Source organism: Vibrio penaeicida (genome assembly GCF_019977755.1).
Classification (GTDB): Bacteria; Pseudomonadota; Gammaproteobacteria; order Enterobacterales; family Vibrionaceae; genus Vibrio; species Vibrio penaeicida.
In genome coordinates, this window is the sequence record NZ_AP025144.1 from 3,545,105 (window position 1) to 3,566,528 (window position 21,424).

At 44.1% G+C, this 21,424-nt stretch carries 20 protein-coding genes and 8 tRNA genes; 5 read left to right on the forward strand and 23 right to left on the reverse strand.

Features of this window, described 5'->3' with window-relative positions; genetic code table 11:
- The first annotated feature begins 4 nt into the window (after positions 1-4).
- Together zapD and yacG are read left to right on the forward strand one after the other, a co-directional pair.
- Entirely contained in the window at positions 5-745 is a 741-nt protein-coding gene (gene zapD / locus LDO37_RS15895; RefSeq protein WP_126606901.1) for a cell division protein ZapD, read from the forward strand.
- A gap of 69 nt (positions 746-814) precedes the next feature.
- Entirely contained in the window at positions 815-1,009 is a 195-nt protein-coding gene (gene yacG, locus LDO37_RS15900; protein WP_126606900.1) for a DNA gyrase inhibitor YacG, read from the forward strand.
- A 91-nt stretch (positions 1,010-1,100) separates the two neighbouring features.
- On the opposite strand, the gene mutT is transcribed toward yacG, so the two are convergent.
- From mutT to ffh, 6 genes are all read right to left on the reverse strand, one after another.
- Positions 1,101-1,514 (reverse strand): 8-oxo-dGTP diphosphatase MutT, encoded by a 414-nt coding sequence (gene mutT, locus LDO37_RS15905; RefSeq protein ID WP_126606898.1) that lies wholly within the window; start codon positions 1,512-1,514, stop codon positions 1,101-1,103.
- A 157-nt stretch (positions 1,515-1,671) separates the two neighbouring features.
- Positions 1,672-2,025 (reverse strand): 50S ribosomal protein L19, encoded by a 354-nt coding sequence (gene rplS / locus LDO37_RS15910; RefSeq protein WP_101112478.1) that lies wholly within the window; start codon positions 2,023-2,025, stop codon positions 1,672-1,674.
- Positions 2,026-2,066: 41 nt separating this feature from the next.
- Positions 2,067-2,810 (reverse strand): tRNA (guanosine(37)-N1)-methyltransferase TrmD, encoded by a 744-nt coding sequence (trmD, locus tag LDO37_RS15915; RefSeq protein ID WP_126606897.1) that lies wholly within the window; start codon positions 2,808-2,810, stop codon positions 2,067-2,069.
- 26 nt (positions 2,811-2,836) lie between these two features.
- Positions 2,837-3,391, reverse strand: a complete 555-nt coding sequence (gene rimM / locus LDO37_RS15920; RefSeq protein ID WP_101112480.1) for a ribosome maturation factor RimM — start codon at positions 3,389-3,391, stop codon at positions 2,837-2,839.
- A 25-nt stretch (positions 3,392-3,416) separates the two neighbouring features.
- Complete coding sequence (gene rpsP / locus LDO37_RS15925; RefSeq protein ID WP_101112481.1) at positions 3,417-3,665, reverse strand: 30S ribosomal protein S16; 249 nt, start codon at positions 3,663-3,665, stop codon at positions 3,417-3,419.
- 280 nt (positions 3,666-3,945) lie between these two features.
- Positions 3,946-5,331: a signal recognition particle protein gene (gene ffh, locus LDO37_RS15930; protein WP_101112482.1), complete on the reverse strand. Its 1,386-nt coding sequence runs from the start codon at positions 5,329-5,331 to the stop codon at positions 3,946-3,948.
- Between the two features lie 431 nt (positions 5,332-5,762).
- Between ffh and LDO37_RS15935 the strand changes: the two genes are divergently transcribed.
- The 3 genes from LDO37_RS15935 to LDO37_RS15945 all read left to right on the forward strand — a co-directional run bounded on the left by LDO37_RS15935 (position 5,763) and on the right by LDO37_RS15945 (position 9,372).
- Positions 5,763-6,557, forward strand: coding sequence for a cytochrome C assembly family protein (locus tag LDO37_RS15935; RefSeq protein WP_126606896.1), 795 nt, complete (start codon positions 5,763-5,765; stop codon positions 6,555-6,557).
- 99 nt (positions 6,558-6,656) lie between these two features.
- Positions 6,657-7,922: an HlyC/CorC family transporter gene (locus tag LDO37_RS15940; RefSeq protein WP_101112484.1), complete on the forward strand. Its 1,266-nt coding sequence runs from the start codon at positions 6,657-6,659 to the stop codon at positions 7,920-7,922.
- Between the two features lie 214 nt (positions 7,923-8,136).
- A complete protein-coding gene (locus LDO37_RS15945; protein WP_126606895.1) occupies positions 8,137-9,372 on the forward strand; it encodes a YbiU family protein in 1,236 nt (411 codons plus the stop codon).
- Between the two features lie 89 nt (positions 9,373-9,461).
- On the opposite strand, the gene luxS is transcribed toward LDO37_RS15945, so the two are convergent.
- From luxS to LDO37_RS16030, 17 genes are all read right to left on the reverse strand, one after another.
- Positions 9,462-9,980, reverse strand: a complete 519-nt coding sequence (gene luxS / locus LDO37_RS15950) for an S-ribosylhomocysteine lyase (protein ID WP_101112486.1) — start codon at positions 9,978-9,980, stop codon at positions 9,462-9,464.
- A 24-nt stretch (positions 9,981-10,004) separates the two neighbouring features.
- Entirely contained in the window at positions 10,005-10,610 is a 606-nt protein-coding gene (locus LDO37_RS15955; protein WP_101112487.1) for a transglycosylase SLT domain-containing protein, read from the reverse strand.
- Positions 10,611-10,615: 5 nt separating this feature from the next.
- A complete protein-coding gene (gshA, locus tag LDO37_RS15960; RefSeq protein WP_126606894.1) occupies positions 10,616-12,184 on the reverse strand; it encodes a glutamate--cysteine ligase in 1,569 nt (522 codons plus the stop codon).
- 198 nt (positions 12,185-12,382) lie between these two features.
- Positions 12,383-15,235 carry a M16 family metallopeptidase gene (locus LDO37_RS15965; protein ID WP_126606893.1) on the reverse strand — a complete coding sequence of 951 codons (2,853 nt, stop codon included), beginning with the start codon at positions 15,233-15,235 and terminating at the stop codon, positions 12,383-12,385.
- Between the two features lie 10 nt (positions 15,236-15,245).
- Positions 15,246-15,683: a YqaA family protein gene (locus LDO37_RS15970; protein ID WP_101112490.1), complete on the reverse strand. Its 438-nt coding sequence runs from the start codon at positions 15,681-15,683 to the stop codon at positions 15,246-15,248.
- Positions 15,677-16,630: an NADP-dependent oxidoreductase gene (locus tag LDO37_RS15975; protein WP_126606892.1), complete on the reverse strand. Its 954-nt coding sequence runs from the start codon at positions 16,628-16,630 to the stop codon at positions 15,677-15,679. The genes LDO37_RS15970 and LDO37_RS15975 overlap by 7 nt, the downstream gene beginning before the upstream one ends.
- A gap of 111 nt (positions 16,631-16,741) precedes the next feature.
- Positions 16,742-17,872 (reverse strand): sodium ion-translocating decarboxylase subunit beta, encoded by a 1,131-nt coding sequence (locus tag LDO37_RS15980; protein ID WP_101112492.1) that lies wholly within the window; start codon positions 17,870-17,872, stop codon positions 16,742-16,744.
- 9 nt (positions 17,873-17,881) lie between these two features.
- Positions 17,882-19,678, reverse strand: coding sequence for a sodium-extruding oxaloacetate decarboxylase subunit alpha (oadA, locus tag LDO37_RS15985; protein ID WP_126606891.1), 1,797 nt, complete (start codon positions 19,676-19,678; stop codon positions 17,882-17,884).
- A gap of 32 nt (positions 19,679-19,710) precedes the next feature.
- Positions 19,711-19,968: an oxaloacetate decarboxylase subunit gamma gene (locus LDO37_RS15990; protein WP_101112494.1), complete on the reverse strand. Its 258-nt coding sequence runs from the start codon at positions 19,966-19,968 to the stop codon at positions 19,711-19,713.
- A gap of 378 nt (positions 19,969-20,346) precedes the next feature.
- Positions 20,347-20,423 (reverse strand) — tRNA-Arg (locus LDO37_RS15995).
- Positions 20,424-20,474: 51 nt separating this feature from the next.
- Positions 20,475-20,551 (reverse strand) — tRNA-Arg (locus LDO37_RS16000).
- 37 nt (positions 20,552-20,588) lie between these two features.
- Positions 20,589-20,665 (reverse strand) — tRNA-Arg (locus tag LDO37_RS16005).
- A 51-nt stretch (positions 20,666-20,716) separates the two neighbouring features.
- Positions 20,717-20,793, reverse strand: a tRNA-Arg gene (locus tag LDO37_RS16010).
- Between the two features lie 37 nt (positions 20,794-20,830).
- Positions 20,831-20,907, reverse strand: a tRNA-Arg gene (locus LDO37_RS16015).
- Positions 20,908-20,973: 66 nt separating this feature from the next.
- Positions 20,974-21,066: transfer RNA gene (locus tag LDO37_RS16020), tRNA-Ser, on the reverse strand.
- Positions 21,067-21,093: 27 nt separating this feature from the next.
- A tRNA-Arg gene (locus LDO37_RS16025) sits at positions 21,094-21,170 on the reverse strand.
- 55 nt (positions 21,171-21,225) lie between these two features.
- Positions 21,226-21,318 (reverse strand) — tRNA-Ser (locus LDO37_RS16030).
- Positions 21,319-21,424 lie beyond the last annotated feature (106 nt).

The window sequence follows — 21,424 nt, forward strand, 5'->3', positions numbered from 1 at the left end:
TTTCATGACCACTCATAAATTTGAACATCCATTAAATGAAAAAACTCGAATTTACCTTAGAGTGGAGTCGCTATTGCGACAAATGAGTCACGCGGCAGCAAAAGTGGACACCGTTCAATACCCGCTGTTCTTTCGCCCTATCTTTGATTTGCTTGAAATATTTGAGCAAATTCAAATGAAATCTGAGCTTGCCAAAGATCTAGAAAAGCAACGTTTGTCCTATAAATCTTGGCTCAATGTGGATGGCGTTAATCAAGACATGCTGCAAGCCGTTCTCTCCAACATCGATGATGTTCATAGAGATCTGATGGCAGCGGAACGTTTTGGTCAATCTTTGAAAGAAGATCGCTTCTTAAGCACCATTCGTCAACGATTCAATCTGCCAGGCGGTTCTTGTTGTTTTGATTTACCTTCTCTGCACTTTTGGCTACATCAGCCTGATGAAAATAGAAAGAGAGACATTGAAGGCTGGCTTGAAACGCTACAACCTCTGACTTCCGCATTGCACCTTTGGTTGCAACTGACGCGAGAAACAGGGCATGAAAAGCCAATCATTGCTCGTGCAGGATTTTTCCAAAGTGATGCAGAAGAAGCCAACATTCTACGCTTAAATATCCCGTTGGAATACGGTGTTTACCCGATGATTTCAGGTCACAAGAATCGCTTTGCGATAAAATTTATGAGCTTTGAATCAGGGCAAGCCTACCCACACGATGTCGAGTTTGACTTGGCTATTTGTAGCTAGACTCTGTACTTCTTACCTTGGAAAACATGCTAGAATCAACGCTCATCGGAACTTAATCAAAAGCACACTATGAATAACGTTACTATCGTAAAATGTCCAACTTGCCAAGCTGATGTTCAATGGGTAGAAAAAAGCACTTTTCGCCCTTTTTGCAGCAAGAAATGTCAACTTATTGATTTTGGTGAATGGGCAGAGGAAGAAAAATCGATTGCAGGTGCTCCGGACATGTCCGACTCTGATGGCTGGTCAGAAGAAACTTACTAGATTTCAGAAGTACAAAGAGACGCCATATACGTCTCTTTGAGCAATTCAACAAGGTCTTTTAACACCCCTAATCTCGTCTATTACTGGTCAGTTATTTCGAGGTTATCGCGCCGTAAATATTCATAACCTTTTCCAAGATGGGGACGTTGGCTTCAGGGAAATCATATTGTTGAAGGTCCACTATATTCACCCATCCTCCTTGTTGCCCCTCTTTACCGTAAGGCTCTTCTTCAAAATCCGTCACCACGAAGAAATCAAATTCTAAAGACTTATCTGGATAATCGTGTTTCAGTGACTCCAAATGACTCAACGTGGTCACCTTTATCCCAATCTCTTCAAAAAGCTCTCTAATGGTTGCATCCTGAGCCGTTTCACCTTCTTCTACCTTGCCACCAGGAAACTCCCATAAACCACCTTTGTGGGCTTTGTCAGCCCTCTTAGTGATGAAGACTTGGTCTTTACCCGGATTCAATATGACAGCCGCGGCAATATGAAGACGTTTCATTTAGTTTCCTTTTTTATGACAAGACAAAGAGCTCAACAAAGCTCTAAAAGATGACTGAGAGTGTATACCCAATTGACACCCTAACACTATTCTCCACCTCAAAAAAAACGGGTTCCCAAATGGGGAACCCGTTTTTACTATGAGAATGCAATCAGCATTACTTCTTAGCAAGTTTCTCTTTAATACGAGCTGACTTACCAGAACGCTCACGTAGGTAGTACAGTTTGGCACGACGTACTGCACCACGGCGCTTAACTTCAATGCTGTCAACAATTGGAGAGTGAGTTTGGAACGTACGCTCAACGCCTTCACCGTTCGAGATCTTACGAACTGTGAATGCAGAGTGTAGACCACGGTTACGAATAGCGATTACAACGCCTTCGAATGCCTGTAGACGCTCACGGTCACCTTCTTTTACTTTAACCTGAATTACAACAGTGTCACCTGGTGCAAACTTAGGTAGATCTGATTTCATTTGCTCTTGCTCAAGAGCTTTGATGATGTTGCTCATTTTGTAAATTCCTAGAATAAACTGATACTAAATTCAATAGGTTACTTGCTTCGATATTCTCTAATGAACTCGGCAAGTAATAATTCCTGTTCGTCAGTCAGAGCTAGGTTTTCCAGAAGCTCTGGTCTTCTAATCCAGGTGCGACCTAGCGATTGCTTTAACCGCCAGCGACGAATGTCCTTGTGATTTCCAGACTTGAGTACACTTGGTACTTCAATACCATCCAACACTTCAGGGCGCGTATAGTGCGGGCAATCTAACAAGCCATTAGCAAAAGAATCTTCCTCTGCCGATGCAAAATCTCCCAATACCCCAGGTACAAACCTAGAGACGGAATCAATTAACGTCATGGCTGGTATTTCACCACCCGTCATCACAAAATCCCCGATTGACCATTCTTCATCAATCTCAGATTGTATGATGCGCTCATCTACCCCTTCGTAGCGACCACAAATAAGAAGTAAATTCTCATTCGTTGCCAATTCTTCTACTCCTTTTTGGTCGAGTTTTCGACCTTGAGGAGAAAGGTAAATGACTTTCGTCTTTCCCGGTGAGGCTTGTTTGGCTGTTTGAATGGCATCGCGCAAAGGCTGAACCATCATCAACATACCAGGACCACCACCGTAAGGTCTGTCATCAACAGTGCGATGTTTGTCGTGAGTGAAATCTCTAGGATTCCATGTCTCTACCGACAAGAGACCTTTTTTAACCGCTTGACCTGTTACTCCAAAATCCGTAATAGAACGGAACATTTCAGGAAAAAGGCTAATTACGCCAACCCACATGTGTTCTCTCGCTCTAAATTCTGAAGCTAGAATCCAGGATCCCAGTCAACTTCGATCCGTTGAGCTTCGCGATCAACTTGAATGATCACTTGCTCTTCAAGGAACGGAATTAATCGTTCCTTTTGGCCAAAAGCATCTTTTAGATTCGCTTTTACAACCAAAACATCGTTCGAGCCAGTTTCTAATAGGTCAACGACCTCACCAAGGTTATACCCTTTAGTGGTAATAACTTGCATACCGAACAATTCACGCCAGTAGAACTCATCTTCTGACAATTCAGGTAGAGAAGCGGGGTTTATTGCAATTTCAAAATTGGTTAGTAGGTGAGCTTCCTCGCGGATCTCTAGACCTTCTAATTTACACACCATCCCTTTGTTATGGCGCTTCCAACTTTCAACTTTGCATTCCACCCAATCACCCTTTTGTTTAATAAACCAAGGGCTATAGTCAAAAATACTTTCAGCATTGTCTGTGTAGGAGAAAACCTTAAGCCAGCCACGAATGCCGTAAGAAGCACCAAACTTACCTACAACAATTTTCTCGACTTGCTCGCTCATTGTTTCTTTATCCTTCATCGACATAAACTAATTATCTTCTTTAAAAGAATTAAGCCGCTTTTTGAGCGTCTTTAACTAGCTTAGCTACGCGGTCAGAAACAGTCGCGCCTTGACCAACCCAATGGTTAACGCGATCTAGGTCTAGACGTAGACCTTCTTCTTGACCTTGAGCAGTAGGGTTAAAGAAACCCACTTTCTCGATGAAACGGCCAGTTGCAGCTTTGCGGCTGTCCGCTACTACGATTTGATAGAATGGACGCTTCTTTGCGCCGTGACGTGCCAAACGAATGGTTACCATGTCGTCCTCTTTGCTTTCTCAAAAATAAATATAACCCCATCAACTCCTCCTATTACCGAGGAATTTGGGGTCTCGTGCCAAAATAAAGCTCCGGAATTTTACTCTTATTACTAGTCATTGCAAGGCTTTTAGCTATTTTTTCACCACATGAATACGCGACATTTTTATGTGAGCACGATAACAACTTGAAAAAATACTGACCTCGCATTGCTTTTGCTTAGCATAAAAGTAAAAAAAGGAAGCTAATTCATTCGCTTCCTTTTTCATATAACGGCTGTTGTTATCGACCGAACGGATTAAACCCTCCGCCCGCGCCTCCCATTCCACCCATCATACCTTGCATATTTCTCATCATGCCTTTCATGCCACCCTTCTGCATTTTCTTCATCATTTTCTGCATTTGAGTGAACTGCTTCAGCATGCGATTAACGTCTTGCACTTGGGTACCTGAACCCGAAGCGATACGCTTTTTGCGTGAACCTTTAATGATTTCTGGGCGCTGACGCTCTTTCATGGTCATGGAATTAATGATGGCTTCCATTTGCTTGAACATCTTGTCGTCTACTTTATCTTTCACGTTATCTGGTAGTTGGGACATACCTGGCAGTTTGTCCATCATTCCCATCATGCCGCCCATGTTCTGCATCTGACCAAGCTGCTCACGGAAATCTTCCAAATCAAAGCCTTTTTTCTCTTTGAATTTCTTTGCCAGCTTTTCCGCTTTGTCTTGATCCACATTGCGCTGCAGATCTTCGATAAGTGACAGTACGTCACCCATTCCCAAAATACGAGATGCGACACGATCAGGGTGGAATGCTTCTAGAGCATCGGTTTTTTCACCCACACCCAAGAATTTAATCGGCTTGCCTGTAATATGGCGAACAGATAGCGCCGCACCACCACGTGCATCACCATCCACTTTCGTTAAGATAACACCCGTCAATGGAAGCGCGTCGCCAAAGGCTTTTGCTGTATTCGCCGCATCTTGACCTGTCATCGCATCAACAACAAACAAGGTTTCAACTGGTGTGATAGCCGAATGAAGCTCTTGGATTTCTTCCATCATTTCATGATCGACAGCAAGGCGACCCGCGGTATCGACGACAAGAACGTCATAGAATTTTTTCTTCGCATGATCGATAGCAGCATTAGCAATATCGATAGGCTTTTGGTCTGCCGAAGATGGGAAGAAATCAACGCCAACATCACTGGCTAACGTTTCAAGCTGCTTTATCGCGGCTGGGCGATAAACATCCGCAGAAACAACCAATACTTTCTTCTTGTCGCGCTCGGTCAGTAGCTTAGAGAGTTTACCGACACTGGTGGTTTTACCAGCACCTTGCAAACCCGCCATCAAGATGACAGCAGGTGGTTGAGCCGCAAGGTTTAGAGCCTCGTTCGACTCTCCCATCACGGCTTCAAGTTCGCTTTGAACTATCTTGATGAACTCTTGACCTGGGGTCAGAGATTTGGAGACTTCAACACCGACCGCGCCTTCTTTAACGCGTTTTACGAAATCTCGAACAACGGGAAGGGCAACATCGGCTTCAAGCAGCGCCATTCGCACTTCACGCAGTGTGTCTTTGATATTGTCTTCGGTCAGTCGACCTTTACCGCTGATATTTTTCAGCGTACTGGATAGTCTATCCGTTAAATTCTCAAACATTACTTATTCGCCTAATCAATGCGATACTTTGTCGCGAGTATACAATATACGCACACGAGTGTCTGTCTTCTGTGTTATGAATCCTTGAAGTGACTTCAGTATCTATACTCAAGCTACCTCAAGTGCAGGATTCAGAGCTCTATCTTCTGTTTCAATTCAAGGAAAAGAACGCAGTGGAATGACGAGTCCTTTTCAAGTTTTTTGACGATGAAGTGGGACAGAAGATAAGCTCCCAAGGGCGAGTTTGCTCGGTTTTCATACTGCGTTACCGATTCTTGATTTAGAACCACTAGATCTTCAAATCGGTGCCTAGTCTGAATACCAAGCAATTCTCGCTGAACCTAGCATCTTGAGGTAGCTTGAGTATATGCTATGAACTTGCAAGTCACTTGGGTATAATCCCTTATTCTGACAGTAAAATTGTGGAAACCATGGAAAATTTGATTGCGGTTATAGCTGTTATTCTTTATTTCTTGGCCGTCGCGACCATCGTTCCAGGCCTTGCTAATCAAACAGGTATTAAAACGCGTACCGTATTTGTCAGCGCTCTTTTAGCTTTGGTTTTCCACGCTTGGCTTCTTAGTGATCTAATCTTTGACGGTTCAGGGCAAAACCTGAGTATTCTCAACGTCGCTTCTCTCATCAGCTTTATAATTTCACTGGTGATGAGCGCCTCCATGTTCAAAACACGCTTATGGTTTTTGCTCCCAGTTGTTTACGGGTTTTCGGCAATAAACTTATCTGCAGCCACATTTTTACCAAGTGCCTACATTACGCATTTAGAAAACGACCCTAAACTATTGATCCATATTTCTTTAGCGTTGTTTTCGTACTCAACGTTAACTATCGCTGCGCTTTATGCACTGCAGCTAGCGTGGCTAGATCATAAACTTAAAGCCAAAAAAGCCCTAGCCATTAACCCTAACCTGCCTCCATTAATGATGGTGGAAAGGCAACTTTTCAAGATCATTTTGATTGGAACTGTACTCTTATCAGCAACACTGCTGACAGGCTACGTATTTGTTCAAGACATGTTCATACAAGGCAAGGCACATAAGGCTATTTTGTCTTTTATCGCTTGGGTTATCTATACCGTGCTTTTGTGGGGACACTATCAGCAAGGCTGGCGTGGGAAAAAAGTGACTTGGTTTGCAGTAAGTGGTGCGACACTGCTCACTCTTGCGTACTTTGGAAGCCGCTTTGTGCGAGAGATCATTCTTAGCTGATTTATACTTGCTTTTCTTTTTCAACCGCTCTAAAAAGTTGAAGAAGACCGCTTTTGCTCATTACTTCACCAATTCCGTAATATAAGGACAGTTACAACTTTGGATGATATATCAACGGGCGTCTTGTTTGCCCTGCTGGCGGTACTGATCGTCATTTCCGGTTACTTTTCTGGTTCTGAAACCGGGATGATGTCACTCAATCGATACCGTCTTAAACACCTGTCTAAAGAAGGACATAAAGGTGCTCGCCGAGTTGAGAAACTACTGGATCGTCCAGATCGATTGATCGGTCTGATTCTGATTGGTAACAACCTAGTTAATATCCTTGCGTCTGCAATCGCAACTATCTTAGGGATGCGCTTATATGGTGATTTAGGGGTTGCAATAGCCACTGGTGCCCTGACTCTAGTCGTCCTTGTCTTTGCCGAGGTCACGCCAAAAACTCTTGCGTCTCTTTACCCTGAAAAAGTCTCATACGCCAGTTCTGTCGTACTGACTTTACTTATGAAAATACTGTCGCCATTAGTATTACTCGTTAACTTCATTACTAACGGGTTTTTGCGCATCCTTGGCATAAAAGCCAAACACGGCGACGACGATCATTTGAGCTCTGAAGAGCTTCGTACTGTGGTGAATGAAGCTGGCGGGCTGATACCTCGCCGACACCAAGACATGCTGATTTCGATTCTTGATTTGGAGCACGTGACGGTAAATGACATCATGGTGCCTCGAAATGAGATTACCGGTATCGACATTAACGACGATTGGAAATCTATCGTTCGTCAGTTAACGCACTCGCCTCATGGCAGAGTCGTTCTTTACCGTGACCAGATTGATGAAGTCGTCGGAATGCTAAGATTAAGAGAATCTTATCGTCTGATGCTAGACAAGAATGAATTCACTAAAGAAACCCTATTAAGGGCAGCAGATGAAGTGTATTTCATTCCTGAAGCGACACCATTGAATGTTCAATTACTCAAATTCCAACGAAACAAAGAACGTATTGGTCTGATCGTAAATGAATATGGTGACATCATAGGCTTGATTACACTTGAAGACATTCTAGAAGAGATCGTTGGCGAGTTTACCACCTCAATGGCACCAAGCCTTTCTGAAGAAATTACACCACAAAACGACGGAAGTTTCTTAATTGAAGGTAGTGCCAATATCAGGGATATCAATAAAGGGTTGAGTTGGGAGCTTCCAACCGATGGACCAAGAACATTAAACGGGCTGATCTTGGAGCACCTTGAGGATATTCCTGAAAGCCAGTTGAGTATCCAAGTGGCGAGCCATCCAATGGAAATTATTGATTTTACTGAGAACAAAATAAAACTAGTCAAGGTTTACCCTTCTCATCAGTAGCAAACAATATTCGCCCTGATAAGTCAGGGCGTTTCTCTCGCACAAAACCCTTCCTTCTTACCTTAGCGACCCTCACCTCAGATTCAAAAGTGAGAATTGCGCCCCTTTAATTTTCCATGATTACGAATAGCGTGAACGAACACTCAATTCAAAATGGTCTTTCGAGCTAGCTTTTCTAGACACGTGTCGCTTTATTGCAAAGGAGAAGCTTAACATGGCACTATCGACGGACAACATCACAGCTCAAATTAAAGCCCTTAAAAAGCAGCTTCAAATTGAACTCCCTGATTATAAGGAAAAATTTGAAGAAGTCGCAGATGCATTAAAGTCAGAAGTCGCTCGAATTAAAGATGAAGAATTGAATGGTCACTCGGTGCCCATATACCAATATTCAGACATCGAGAGTGGCTTCAATGAACAGCAGACTTTCAAGATCCAACGAGCTGGCTGCGTTGTCATCCGAGGTGTTTTGCCGGGAAGCGAAGTGGACGAGCACAATACCGCTTTGGAGCGTTATATTATTGAAAATGGTTACTACGACCATACCCCAAAGGTTGAAGACAATTATTTCAGCCAGTTGAAGTCAGATAAGCCTCAGATTTTTGGAATCTATTGGTCTAAAGCTCAAGTTTGGGCTCGTCAGCATCAAAATATGGCGAAACTGCGCAGTCATCTCAATCGCTTATGGGAGTTTGAACATGACGGGCAGAAAGAGTTCAATCCAGATTTGGAGGTGAGCTATGCTGACCGAGTTAGACGCAGAAGCCCAGGGGATACCTCATTAGGCCTCTCCCCTCATGTTGATTCCGGCTCCATCGAGCGTTGGTTAGAACCCAATTATCGTCAGGTTTATCGCAACGTTTTCAATGGTCAATGGAAAGAGTATCAGGCATTTGATGCTAGACATCGCATCGCTGTTGAAGAATTTAATTCATCGGCTGTTTGTAGCGTATTCAGAACTTTTCAAGGATGGGTAGCCTTAACACCACAAGGTGCGGGAGACGGCACATTGCAGCTCATACCTACAACCCTTTCTATGCCTTACATGCTGCTAAGAGCGCTGCAAGATGATATTGAAGAAGATGACTTATGTGGGGCGCAGCCAGGTCGAGCGCTAACTGTAAACAAGAAATGGCATGATTTATTGCTTCAAGGTTTAGTCAGTATTCCAAATATGGAACCTGGTGATACCGTGTGGTGGCACCCAGATACAGTGCACGCTGTAGAAGACAAACACTCTGGAAATGGCTATAGCAATGTCATGTTTATCGGTGCCGCACCAGATTGTGAGAAAAACCGACGGTTTCAATCAAAACAAAAAAACGCATTTCTTGCTGGTAGAAGTTGCCCCGACTTTTCACCAGAAGATCATGAAATCAGTTATCAAAATCGAGCCACTATGAATGACTTAACGCATCTCGGAAAGCGTCAGATGGGGTTCGAAAAGTAAGAATGCATAGCATTAAAAAGCCCGCGACAGAGGCGGGCTTAAACGTTTACTTAACGCTATTTATCTTCAATGTTCAGAGAACTAAGCCCTTACTTGATGCTAAGTTCTTTTAACATTGACTCTGGCAACGCCAGTTCATCGTTTTTATTTACAGCAATACCAGCATCGATAATCGCAGTCGCAATCGCTTTTGCTTCATCAAGAGAGTGCATGTCTGCAGTCCCACACTGATATTCATTCAATTCTGGAATTTGATTTTGACTCTCTACCTTCAGCACATCTTTCATTGCTGCTAGCCAAGCTTCTGCTACTTGAGATTCTGTTGGCGTGCCAATAAGACTCATGTAGAAACCTGTACGACAGCCCATTGGAGAAATATCGATAATTTCCACATTAGAACCATTCAAATGCGCACGCATGAAACCCGCATAAAGGTGCTCTAACGTATGTATGCCTCTTTCTGAAAGGATGTCTTTGTTAGGCGCGGTGAATCGCAAATCAAACACAGTGATCGTGTCCCCTTTTGGCGTCTGCATGGTTTTCGCCACGCGAACCGCAGGAGCGTTCATCTTAGTGTGATCAACGGTGAAACTATCTAGTAATGGCATCGGATAAATTCCTTGTTATATCGGTCAAAAAAACCAGCTCCTGCTGCTTTCCAACTCGTCTTTACATTGTTTAAGTTGCCAGCCATAGTTTTTTGCTTGCTGCTCGACTTTTCGAGCAACTTTTTTAAGCGATGGTTTACTGGCATAGGTCTTGCGCTTATAACCGCCGCGACCTTCGTGATAAGCTAAATATTGATTATAGGCATCCCATTTTGAAACGCCCAATTGTCGCTGGGTTTCGTGAGTATACCAACCTACGAACATAATGGAATCATCGAAATTCGTTCTTGACCCACCATGATTGGTCGCTTTTTGAAAGTCACTCCATGCGGGATCTTGAGCTTGCGCGTAACCGTACGCACTACTCACTCTCCCCCAAGGAATAAACCCTAATAAATAGTCTTTTGGTGGTCTGGCATCGTGGATAAAACTGCTTTCTTGCTTAATAAAAGCCATGGCAACATGAACAGGGGTTCCCCATTCGTCTTCCATATCTTTAGCGTCATCATACCAGCTTGGTTTCTCTTTGAAGATATCGCACAAATTGTGCTGTTTCTTGGGAGGTGCGGTAGCGCACCCCATGAGTACAGAGCTGGTCAATACAACCAATAGCAGCGGTTTTATCTTCATTTGTTCTATTGCTTCAAGTAGGCAAAATAGTCATCTAGAAAAGCATCAAAAGGCTGTGTTTCGTTAGCTTCTATTCGAGATTGTGCTTCTCGAGAATCCAGAACTTCTTGTTCCATCATCTCTTCGTTGTAGGCCTGGTATTCGTGATTCAGGTGGGCTTGTTTATACGCTTTCCCCAAATGCATGCCAATACCAACAATACCGCCGTGCTCTTTAGTTTGAGCGAGTAGCTGACCAGAAATCGTTAAATCAGGCTGATCTATCCAAGTTTCCAGTTCATCGCATACTTTTTGGTAATCTGTCGAGCCATGTTGCTCATCCATAATTTCTGCAATTAAGCGAAGCTCTTTGAATACTCGATGCCCCCAATCCTGAAGCGTAAGTCGTTCACCTTTACAACCGATTTGGAGCTCTAAACCAACTTTTCGCCCTTCTAGGATCACTTTGCTCCAGTTATCTCGCCAGCATTCGAGCTCACAGTTATCCATTTCTTCGGATTCGGACAGAACACACCAAGTAAGGAATAAGTCGAGGAATCGGATCTGTTGCTCATCAACCCCTACAGGACTGAATGGGTTAACGTCAAGTGAACGTACTTCAATGTATTCAACCCCACCACGATGAAGCGCTTCAGATGGCTTTTCACCGGAATGAGTAACACGCTTTGGACGTATTGGAGCATACAGCTCATTTTCGATTTGCAGGACATTCGAATTTAACTGGCGATATTCTCCATCCACTTTTACACCGAGCTGCGCAAACTCTGCCGATGGTGTATGGATAGCCGCATTCAGCCCCTCAAGATACTGATTCAAGCTGTTGAACCCAATTTTTAACTCACTTTGAGCGCTATTGGTGTAACCGAGGTCGCTTAAACGAAGGGAGGTAGCTTCAGGTAAATAGAGCGTTTCACCTATATTTTCAAAGGGCAGTTTTGAATCTCTACCTTGAATAAAGGATGGACATAATGCTGGAGATGCTCCATAAAAGAATGGGATCATCCAACCAAATCGATAGTAGTTTCGAATTAAGCCAAAATACGCATCCGACTTCGCATCTTCACGGCTTTTTTGATCTTGCTCACCGTATAACACGTCCCAAAAGCTTTCAGGAAAAGAAAAATTAAAGTGAACACCGGAAATTACCTGCATCAAGCTACCGTATCGACGCTTTAAGCCTTCACGGTATAAGGTTTTCATTTTACCTGTGTTTGATTCACCATACTGAGCCAGCGCGATATCGTCTTCATTCTTAATGAAGCAAGGCATTGACAGCGGCCAAAACTTTTCGCCATCCAACTTCTTTTGCGTAAAGTGATGCACATCCGACAGCTGACTTATCACGTCATTTACCGAGTGGGAAACAGGAGTAATAAATTCCAACAACGATTCAGAAAAATCAGTTGTTACCCAGCGGTTAGTGAGTGCTGACCCTAGCGCTTTAGGATGAGGTGTCAGTGCTAGATGACCATCTGAAGTGTAACGTAACGACTCTCTTTCCACGCCACGTCCATACTGCTCAAAAATAGAAGGGTCTTTTGCGACTTTCTGAAGTCGCTTGGAGAATACAGTCAAAACTCAGTTCACTTATCTGTTTAGTATCAGGCTAGAATAATCATTCTGGTCTTTGATTACTATGAAATTGAAGCAAATACTAATAAATGAGAAAGTGAGTTTCCCGTCTACTGGTATTCATGTTGGAGATGCATATCAAACTTACGTTTTGTATGCATCTCTAGGATCTGTTAACCCTAAACAACAGTTATGTGTGCTCTATTGCTCGATTTCAAGTTTTTCGATAGGTAGTCCAAACTTTTTCAACTTTGGTGCAAGTTTTTCCGCGTCACCCACAACTATGATCTGGAAATCAGATGGGTTAAACCATTTTGCAGCCACTTTGTTCAATGTGCCAAGCTCAACAGATTGTAATAGGTTATCGCGTTGCTCTAGATAATCCTCTTCTAAAGAGTAAGTAAGAATTCTTGATAGCAGCTGAGATTTCTTCGACGGGGTTTCATACTTCAGTGCATCTGCCTGACCACGTGCTAATCGCATAAACTGCAGCTCTTCTTCCGTTAAGCCACTCGTTGAAACTTCATTAAGCTCATTGATGATTTCATCCAATGACTCTACCGTAACATCCGCTCGTACTTCGGCTGAGAATACAATCAATCCCGTTTCTTTCATCCCATACACATAGCCGTATGCACCGTATGTGTAACCTTTGTCTTCACGGAGGTTTTGGTTAATTCGGCTGTTGAAGTTCCCCGACAAATTGTAGTTTGCTAGCTGTCCTAGGTGCATTTCACCCGTCGTATCGAAAGGCAGACCTTGCTTAACCAATCGAATTGCACTTTGTGGTGCTCCGGGCTTATCTACTAGGAAGATTTTTTGTCCTTCAAGTGGTTGAATCACTTGGGGCGTATACAGTGGTGCTGAATTGCCTTTCCAGTCGTTCAAGAATGACAGTGATGTCTTCGCATCGCGCTTTTTAATATCGCCAACAATGACAACTTGCGCGCCTTGAGGCGTATAATGCTCACTGTAGAATGCTTTGACATCTTCTAGTGTCAAACCATTGATTGACGTTCTGGTGCCATCGCTCGAACGACCAAAACGACTACCGTTGAATAACACTTGGCGAGTCGCCTGAGAAGCTAACCAACTTGGCTTTTGATGTTCATAGACAATGCCTTGAATCGCTTGCTGCTTAACTCGCTCAAAATCACTCTCACGAAACGCCGGTTCGCGGATCATTTCTTCTACCAATGCCAAGGTTTCAGCAAGGTTCTTCTCTAACCCAGACACGCTAATAACCGTTGAATAAGAGCCTGCATCAAATGAAACATAACTCCCTAAACGGTCTAGCTCTGTTTGAATTTCTTTGGCAGAGCGTTTCAGCGTACCTTCTGTCATCATGGTTGCTGTTAAGCCAGCCAACCCTTCTTGCCCTTCTGCAACGTAACGATTTCCGGCAGGCAGTTTAATATCAAGCTGAACGGTTGGTGTTTCATCACTGACTGTCCCTAGAATTTCAACACCACTGTCTAAATAGATTCGGTATAAATCGGGCATCGTCCCTTTAACGGCACCTGAGACTTTTGGCACGACCGAACGATCAAATGTATCGACCGCTTTGCGATAAGCAAGATCAGACTCTTTTACTTTTTGATATTCAGGTAAGGTGCGCTTCGGCGTAACAAAAGTCGTAGGCTTAACTGCCCAGTCGGCTTTGTTTTTCGGTACAACACTCAAGACCACTTTGTGATTGTTTACTAGGTACTGCTGATAAGCGGATTGAACACTGTCTGGAGTAACCGTTCTAAGCTGTTCCAACTGCTCTTCAATACGATCCGGTTGACCAAAAAAGGTCTCATTCGACGCCAGTTGAGTCACCTTACCTCGAACACTTTCAAGCCCAAAGATAGCGTTTGCTTCTGCGCGACCAATCATCGTCTCAAGCTGATATTCAGACACGCCTTTTTCCGACCACGTTTTCAGGCTATCCATTAGCTCATTATAAATAGGCTTAAGGTTTCCTGATTCCCCCGCCTTTGCCATAACATAAACGCTGAAAGTACAGGCGAGTTCTGCACAATCTTGGAAAGCACCGACATCCACCGCTTTTCCAGATTGAACAAACTGCTGATAAAGCATGCTGTTTTTGCCATCACCCAGTGCGGTCGAGAGCATTTCTAACGAGGCATTAGAGTCGTGCCCTTGGAACGTTGTTGGCCACGAAACCATAACCATAGGTTGTTGGATTCTATCTTCCAAAGTGATGTAGCGATCTTCTGTTAATGTTGCTGGCTGCTTTTCCGCTTTTTTCACTTCAGGTCCAACAGGAATGGAGCCGAAATATTGGTTTATCCAATTTAATGTTTCTTCAGTATCAAAGTCACCACCGATGGTCAGAGTCGCGTTGTTTGGTCCGTACCACTGGAGGAAAAAGGCTTTCAAGTCATTCACATCGACTCGGTCGAGATCTTCGACATAGCCAATCGGCTGCCAAGAATATGGATGACCTTCAGGGTACATGGCTTCGCCAATGCGTTCCCACATCAATCCATACGGTCGGTTTTCGTAGTTTTGTGCACGTTCGTTTTTAACGGTATCTCTTTGGATTTCAAATTTTCGTTGAGAAACGGCATCAAGCAAAAAGCCCATACGGTCTGACTCTAACCAAAGCATTTTTTCCAATTGATTCGCAGGAACTGTTTCAAAATAATTGGTTCGATCTCTGTTCGTGGTTCCGTTTAATGTCCCACCCGCTTCTGTGATGATTCTAAAATGCTCTTGATCACCAACATTTTCGCTTCCTTGAAACATCATGTGCTCAAAGAAATGTGCAAAGCCAGATTTTCCTATTTCTTCACGTGCACTACCCACATGATAAGTCACATCGACATGCACAAGAGGGTCTGAGTCGTCTGGGGCAAGAATGACCGTTAGTCCATTATCTAGTTGGTATTTTTTGTATGGAATCACAACCTTGCCAGATTGTGGCTTAACCTCTTCAACAAGGGTAATCCCTTCGGGTACTGAAGAGAAAAAAGAGACGGGTGCAAGAGAAGAGCAACCCGCGACAAACAGTGACGCAGTTGCACCAAACCAAACTTTTCTCATGAAGACTCCTTTAAAAACCGACGAATGCTGCCGCGATCACGCTATAACGTATCGCTTTGCCTGTGGCGATGAGAATTAGACAAGGTATAAATTTCATTCTGAGCCAGCCTGCCGCTAAACAAAGCGGATCACCCACAATAGGCAGCCAACTGAATAGAAGAGTGATATAGCCATATTGCTTTATCCACTGTAAAGCTTTATGACCATATTTTTCCGAATGGGTTCGATTTGGAAGAAAAAGTCCAATCCAATAATTGGTCAAACCTCCCAATGTGTTACCAAGGGTGGCGACCAATACAAGTTGATATACGGGGTATTGATTAAGCTTTAGGGCAACCAACAAGCTGGCTTCAGATCCGCCAGGCAGTAATGTTGCACTTAAAAAGCCGGTTGAAAAGAGGACCCATAAAGCAGACTGGCTAAACCATTCAGTAAAGCCATCTAACATTTCATATCGAGCAGCACTTTGCCTCGGGTGTGACCACCTTCAACATGTTCATGCGCCTTAGCAACATCGGTATAAGAGAATATTTTTTGTACTTCCGTTTTTACAATGCCAACACTTACCATATACAGCATTGTATCTAGCTGCTCAGTATCAGGCTCTACCAACATACCACTTGCTTCAAAGCCCAACATTTTGGCTTTATCACATATAAGCTCAGCGGTGATCGTCGGAACCGTGACGACTCGCGCGTTGTCTTTCAAGCACTTCAAAGCATCTAATGCAGCATCACCACCAACTAAATCAATCAATACATCGACATCTTCAACACGCTCAGATACAGGAGCAAACTGATAGTTGATCGCATGCGCACCAAGTGTTGCTAAGTAATCTAGGTTATCTTCACTGCATGTTGTAAAAACTTCTGCTTGAGCGGCGACCGCGAATTGAATTGCTAGATGTCCAACACCGCCAGCACCCGCGAGAATCAACACGCGATCATTTCCGGTAACTTTGGCTTTATTAAGTGCTTGAGCCGCGGTTTGCCCCGCAACAGGCAAAACAGCAGCAGCTTCAAGTGTCACGCTATCTGGCACGAGACTAAGCTGATCTTCCTTTACACAGACATATTGGCTATAACCGCCTGCCTGAGCTGGAAAGCCAATAAGACCAGCAACAAAGCTGCCTGCCTTAAATTCTTCAGCGCCTTCACCACATTTTTCCACGACGCCCGAGATATCGTACCCAGGTGTCCAAGGGAGGTTGTCTTTGTTGGCTTCAGCCGCCCAACCTAGTCCTTTTCTTGTTTTAACGTCAATCGGGTTTACCCCAGCAAAATGCACTTTAACCAATACCTCGCCCGCTTCAGGCTCTGGTATTGTTTCACTTTGAATGGCTAACACGTCAGGCTCACCAAACTGGGTAATCACCACTTTTTTGTTGTCCGTCATACACAAGTTCCCTTGATACTCAAAAAAATGAAAGGGATGCAGAAGCATCCCTTTGACTATAAACCATTTTACAATGTTTGGTTAATCATCAGATCTCAATTTCGTTGAACGTTATCCCACTAATGCCAACAAAATACCTGCTGCAACCGCACTTCCCAATACTCCCGCTACGTTAGGTCCCATCGCATGCATAAGAAGGAAGTTTTGCGGATTCGCTTCTAAACCCACTTTGTTTACTACCCTAGCAGCCATAGGAACAGCGGATACACCAGCAGCGCCAATAAGCGGGTTGATGTCTTCTTTAGAAAACTTATTCAGTAGCTTAGCCATTAGAACACCTGCTCCAGTACCAATACTGAATGCAACAGCACCAAGAGCCAAAATACCCAATGTTTCAAAGTTTAAGAACTGTTCAGCTTGAAGCTTAGAACCAACACCAAGACCTAAGAAAATCGTCACGATGTTGATAAGCTCGTTCTGCGCTGTACTTGAAAGACGATCTACCACGCCAGCTTCACGCATCAAGTTACCAAGACAAAACATCCCCACTAAAGGCGTCGCCGAAGGTAAGAAAAGAATCGTCATGAGTAATACAGCTAATGGAAACAGTACTTTCTCACCTTTACTTACGTGGCGAAGCTGAGCCATCTGAATTTTACGTTCTTCAGGGTTCGTCAGCGCCTTCATAATCGGCGGCTGAATAATTGGGACTAATGCCATGTAGCTGTATGCAGCAACCGCTATAGCACCTAATAAGTCTGGCGATAATTGGCTGGCTAAGAAAATAGCCGTTGGTCCGTCTGCACCGCCAATAATAGCGATGGATGACGCGTCAGCCATGTTGAATTCCATACCTGGCACATAGTTAAGTAAAATTGCACCAAATAAAGTGGCAAATATACCAAACTGCGCCGCAGCACCTAACCAAAGGGTTTTAGGGTTAGCAATAAGCGCCCCAAAGTCGGTCATTGCCCCAACTCCCATAAAGATAAGGAGTGGGAACACACCAGATTCAATACCGATGTAGTAGACCAAATAGAGCAAGCCACCTTCGTCGGTAAACCCAGCATTTGGGATATTCGCTAAAACAGCACCAAAACCTATCGGTAGTAATAGAAGGGGCTCAAAACCTTTTGCTATTGCAAGGTACAAAAGCCCACAGCCCACAAGGATCATACAAATTTGACCGAACTCGAAGTTGGCGATCCCTGTTTCAGCCCAAAGGGTCAACAATCCTTCCATGATGCTCCCTTACGCTAGGCTTAATAGTGGTGCACCTACCGTCACGGCATCACCTTCTTTCACGTGAATATCTTGAACAACACCGCCACGTGCAGCACGAACTTCTGTTTCCATCTTCATCGCTTCAAGAATAAGTAAAACATCACCTTCTGCTACTTCTGAGCCAGGTAGAACGTTCACCTTAAAGATGTTTCCTGCTAATGGCGCTGGAACCGCTTCTGCATCATTTGATGCCTGTGCAACTGGAGCCGCAGCGGGTTGAGGTGCAGATGTTGGTGTAACAGAGGTTAATTGCCCCTGAGGTCCTACTTCCACATTGTAAACCTGCCCGTCTACTTTAACGCTATAAGCTTCCACACCACCTGGAGATGAAGTGGCAGTAACTGGGGCTGATGCCGTTTCCGTTACGACAGGCTCTTTACCTGGAGCAGGTTCAAATGCGTCTGGGTTGTTTCGGTTTTTAAGGAATTTAAGACCCACTTGCGGGAACAGTGCATACGTAAGAACATCATCGACTGTATCTTCTGCTAATGATATTCCATCCTCTTTAGCTTTCGCGATAAGATCATCTGTCAGCGTATGCAGCTCTGCATTCAAAAGATCTGCTGGGCGACAGGTGATCGGCTCTGCACCTTCAAGGACTTTAGCTTGAAGTTCGGTATTTAGCTCTGCTGGTGCAGCTCCGTATTCGCCTTTCAATAATCCTGCCGTTTCTTTAGTGATGCTCTTGTAGCGCTCACCTGTTAAGACATTGATCACGGCTTGTGTACCTACGATCTGAGATGTAGGGGTAACAAGTGGGATGTAACCAAGATCTTTACGTACTCTTGGGATCTCTTCTAATACTTCATCCAAACGATCCGCCGCACCTTGTTCTTTTAGCTGACCTTCCATATTCGTCAGCATACCGCCTGGTACTTGCGCAATCAGAATGCGAGAATCCACACCTTTTAGCTGTCCTTCCCACTTAGCGTATTTCTTACGAACCTCTCGGAAGTAAGCAGCAATAGGCTCTATTTGATCAAGCTTTAGGTTGGTATCGCGCTCAGTACCTTGGAGCATTGCAACAACTGTTTCAGTTGGCGTATGGCCGTAAGTACAACTCATGGATGAGATTGCAGTATCAAGAATATCGATTCCTGCTTCTACAGCCTTTACTGCCGTTGCAGTCGAAAGCCCTGTAGTTGCGTGGCAGTGCAACGCCAAAGGTACATCACATGAAGATTTAATTCGGGTAATCAGTTCCTCGGCTTCATAAGGCTTAAGAAGACCTGACATGTCTTTAATACAGAGAGAATGGCAACCAAGGTCTTCTAGGCGTTTAGCCAAATCGACCCATGTATCGGTGTTATGAACAGGGCTGGTAGTATAAGACAATGTACCTTGAGCATGTGCGCCAACATCAACAGCAGCTTTCACTGCTTTTTGGAAATTACGCACATCATTCATCGCATCGAAGATTCGAAACACATCCATGCCATTTGCATGAGCGCGCTCAACAAATTTCTCTACTACATCATCTGCGTAATGACGGTAACCAAGAAGGTTTTGACCACGCAATAGCATTTGCATTGGTGTGTTTGGCATCGCTTTTTTAAGCTCACGTAAACGCTCCCACGGATCTTCTCCTAAGAATCGAATACATGCATCAAATGTTGCGCCACCCCAAGTTTCTAAAGACCAGTATCCGACTTTATCTAGCTCCGCCGCGATAGGTAACATATCTTCAATACGCATACGCGTGGCAAACAGTGACTGATGTGCGTCACGCAACACCACGTCGGTAAGAGCAAGTGGTTTAGACATGCTGATTAACTCCTTTTAATTTTTATCCGACATTACTTCACAGCAGACGCACGGTGTTTATGTATAGCAGCAGAAATTGCCGCAACCACCTGTGGCTGAACTCCAGAAGTACTGGATTGAATTTTTTTTGCTTGTACTGGTGCAATGCTCGGTTGGGGTGCTTCTTCTGGCACCAACTTAGACAGTAACCGAACAAGATAAACGAGAATGGTTAGGAATACGAAAACAACGGCCATGCCAGTAAGCATAAGGACCGCTGCATCTCCTAGCAGGCTTCCAATATTAGTCATGTTGCTTCCTTTCTATGTCATCCTGACAATAACTTATGCACACACTCCCTCAATATAGTGGGCATAAGTGGTCTAGGATTATCTCGATTGGTAAAATTTTGTCAATTTTGTTTAATAAGCTATTTAATATTCTGCACAAACATGCGACTTTTTTGACTAGTTATTGCATACAAATACGCCACACAAACCCGATTTCACCATAGTTACTGTGGCTTTTACCAAACATAATGAAATTCTGTATCGAATACTGAGAGGAACTTAAAAAAATAATTTTTATTCTTTAAAAACAACAGGATGTAAAAATAAAGATAATAAAATGATAATGAGATGTTAACAGGCATAAAAAAAGCCTCGCAAATGCGAGGCTTTTTATTGAAATGGCGCGCTCGGAAGGATTCGAACCTTCGACCGCCTGGTTCGTAGCCAGGTACTCTATCCAGCTGAGCTACGAGCGCGCTGTGTTCAATATTACATGAGTAATATCAGGATCTAATGACCCTTAATAGTGGCGCGTCCTGGAGGATTCGAACCTCCGACCGCCTGGTTCGTAGCCAGGTACTCTATCCAGCTGAGCTAAGGACGCGAAGTCTGTACGGCAGATGCCTAACAGTTTTAAATAATGGCGCGCTCGGAAGGATTCGAACCTTCGACCGCCTGGTTCGTAGCCAGGTACTCTATCCAGCTGAGCTACGAGCGCGCTGTGTTCGATATTACATGAGTAATATCAGGATCTAATGACCCTTAATAGTGGCGCGTCCTGGAGGATTCGAACCTCCGACCGCCTGGTTCGTAGCCAGGTACTCTATCCAGCTGAGCTAAGGACGCGAAGTCTGTATGGCAGATGCCTTACAGTTTTAAATAATGGCGCGCTCGGAAGGATTCGAACCTTCGACCGCCTGGTTCGTAGCCAGGTACTCTATCCAGCTGAGCTACGAGCGCGCAGGTTGTGAACTATATCACATTTCATTTCTTCAGAAACAAAAAAATTGACCTTTGGCCAATAAATGGCGGTGAGGGAGGGATTCGAACCCTCGATACGGCTACAAACCGTATACTCCCTTAGCAGGGGAGCGCCTTCAGCCTCTCGGCCACCTCACCGCATTACATTCCAAAACTTAGGAATAATGGCGCGCTCGGAAGGATTCGAACCTTCGACCGCCTGGTTCGTAGCCAGGTACTCTATCCAGCTGAGCTACGAGCGCGCTTTGTCTTATTGGACGTTGAAAATATCAACATTTATAAGAGCATGTGCAAGAATGGCGGTGAGGGAGGGATTCGAACCCTCGATACGGCTACAAACCGTATACTCCCTTAGCAGGGGAGCGCCTTCAGCCTCTCGGCCACCTCACCGTCTTGCGGAGGCACATATTACGATTTACCAAAAATATGTCAAACATTTTCTTGGCATAATTTGCAAAAAATGGCTTAAGCGTTGGGTATTTAATCAAAGCGGCGG

Coding starts and splice junctions, on each gene's coding strand:
- ffh (WP_101112482.1), bottom strand. CDS start 5,331: ATGTTTGAGAATTTAACGGATAGACTATCCAGTACGCTGAAAAATATC.
- mutT (WP_126606898.1), bottom strand. CDS start 1,514: ATGAAACGTCTTCATATTGCCGCGGCTGTCATATTGAATCCGGGTAAA.
- LDO37_RS15945 (WP_126606895.1), top strand. CDS start 8,137: ATGGCACTATCGACGGACAACATCACAGCTCAAATTAAAGCCCTTAAA.
- rimM (WP_101112480.1), bottom strand. CDS start 3,391: ATGTCGATGAAGGATAAAGAAACAATGAGCGAGCAAGTCGAGAAAATT.
- luxS (WP_101112486.1), bottom strand. CDS start 9,980: ATGCCATTACTAGATAGTTTCACCGTTGATCACACTAAGATGAACGCT.
- LDO37_RS15970 (WP_101112490.1), bottom strand. CDS start 15,683: ATGTTAGATGGCTTTACTGAATGGTTTAGCCAGTCTGCTTTATGGGTC.
- LDO37_RS15955 (WP_101112487.1), bottom strand. CDS start 10,610: ATGAAGATAAAACCGCTGCTATTGGTTGTATTGACCAGCTCTGTACTC.
- LDO37_RS15935 (WP_126606896.1), top strand. CDS start 5,763: ATGGAAAATTTGATTGCGGTTATAGCTGTTATTCTTTATTTCTTGGCC.
- rpsP (WP_101112481.1), bottom strand. CDS start 3,665: ATGGTAACCATTCGTTTGGCACGTCACGGCGCAAAGAAGCGTCCATTC.
- trmD (WP_126606897.1), bottom strand. CDS start 2,810: ATGTGGGTTGGCGTAATTAGCCTTTTTCCTGAAATGTTCCGTTCTATT.
- yacG (WP_126606900.1), top strand. CDS start 815: ATGAATAACGTTACTATCGTAAAATGTCCAACTTGCCAAGCTGATGTT.
- LDO37_RS15975 (WP_126606892.1), bottom strand. CDS start 16,630: ATGACGGACAACAAAAAAGTGGTGATTACCCAGTTTGGTGAGCCTGAC.
- LDO37_RS15965 (WP_126606893.1), bottom strand. CDS start 15,235: ATGAGAAAAGTTTGGTTTGGTGCAACTGCGTCACTGTTTGTCGCGGGT.
- oadA (WP_126606891.1), bottom strand. CDS start 19,678: ATGTCTAAACCACTTGCTCTTACCGACGTGGTGTTGCGTGACGCACAT.
- rplS (WP_101112478.1), bottom strand. CDS start 2,025: ATGAGCAACATCATCAAAGCTCTTGAGCAAGAGCAAATGAAATCAGAT.
- LDO37_RS15990 (WP_101112494.1), bottom strand. CDS start 19,968: ATGACTAATATTGGAAGCCTGCTAGGAGATGCAGCGGTCCTTATGCTT.
- LDO37_RS15980 (WP_101112492.1), bottom strand. CDS start 17,872: ATGGAAGGATTGTTGACCCTTTGGGCTGAAACAGGGATCGCCAACTTC.
- zapD (WP_126606901.1), top strand. CDS start 5: ATGACCACTCATAAATTTGAACATCCATTAAATGAAAAAACTCGAATT.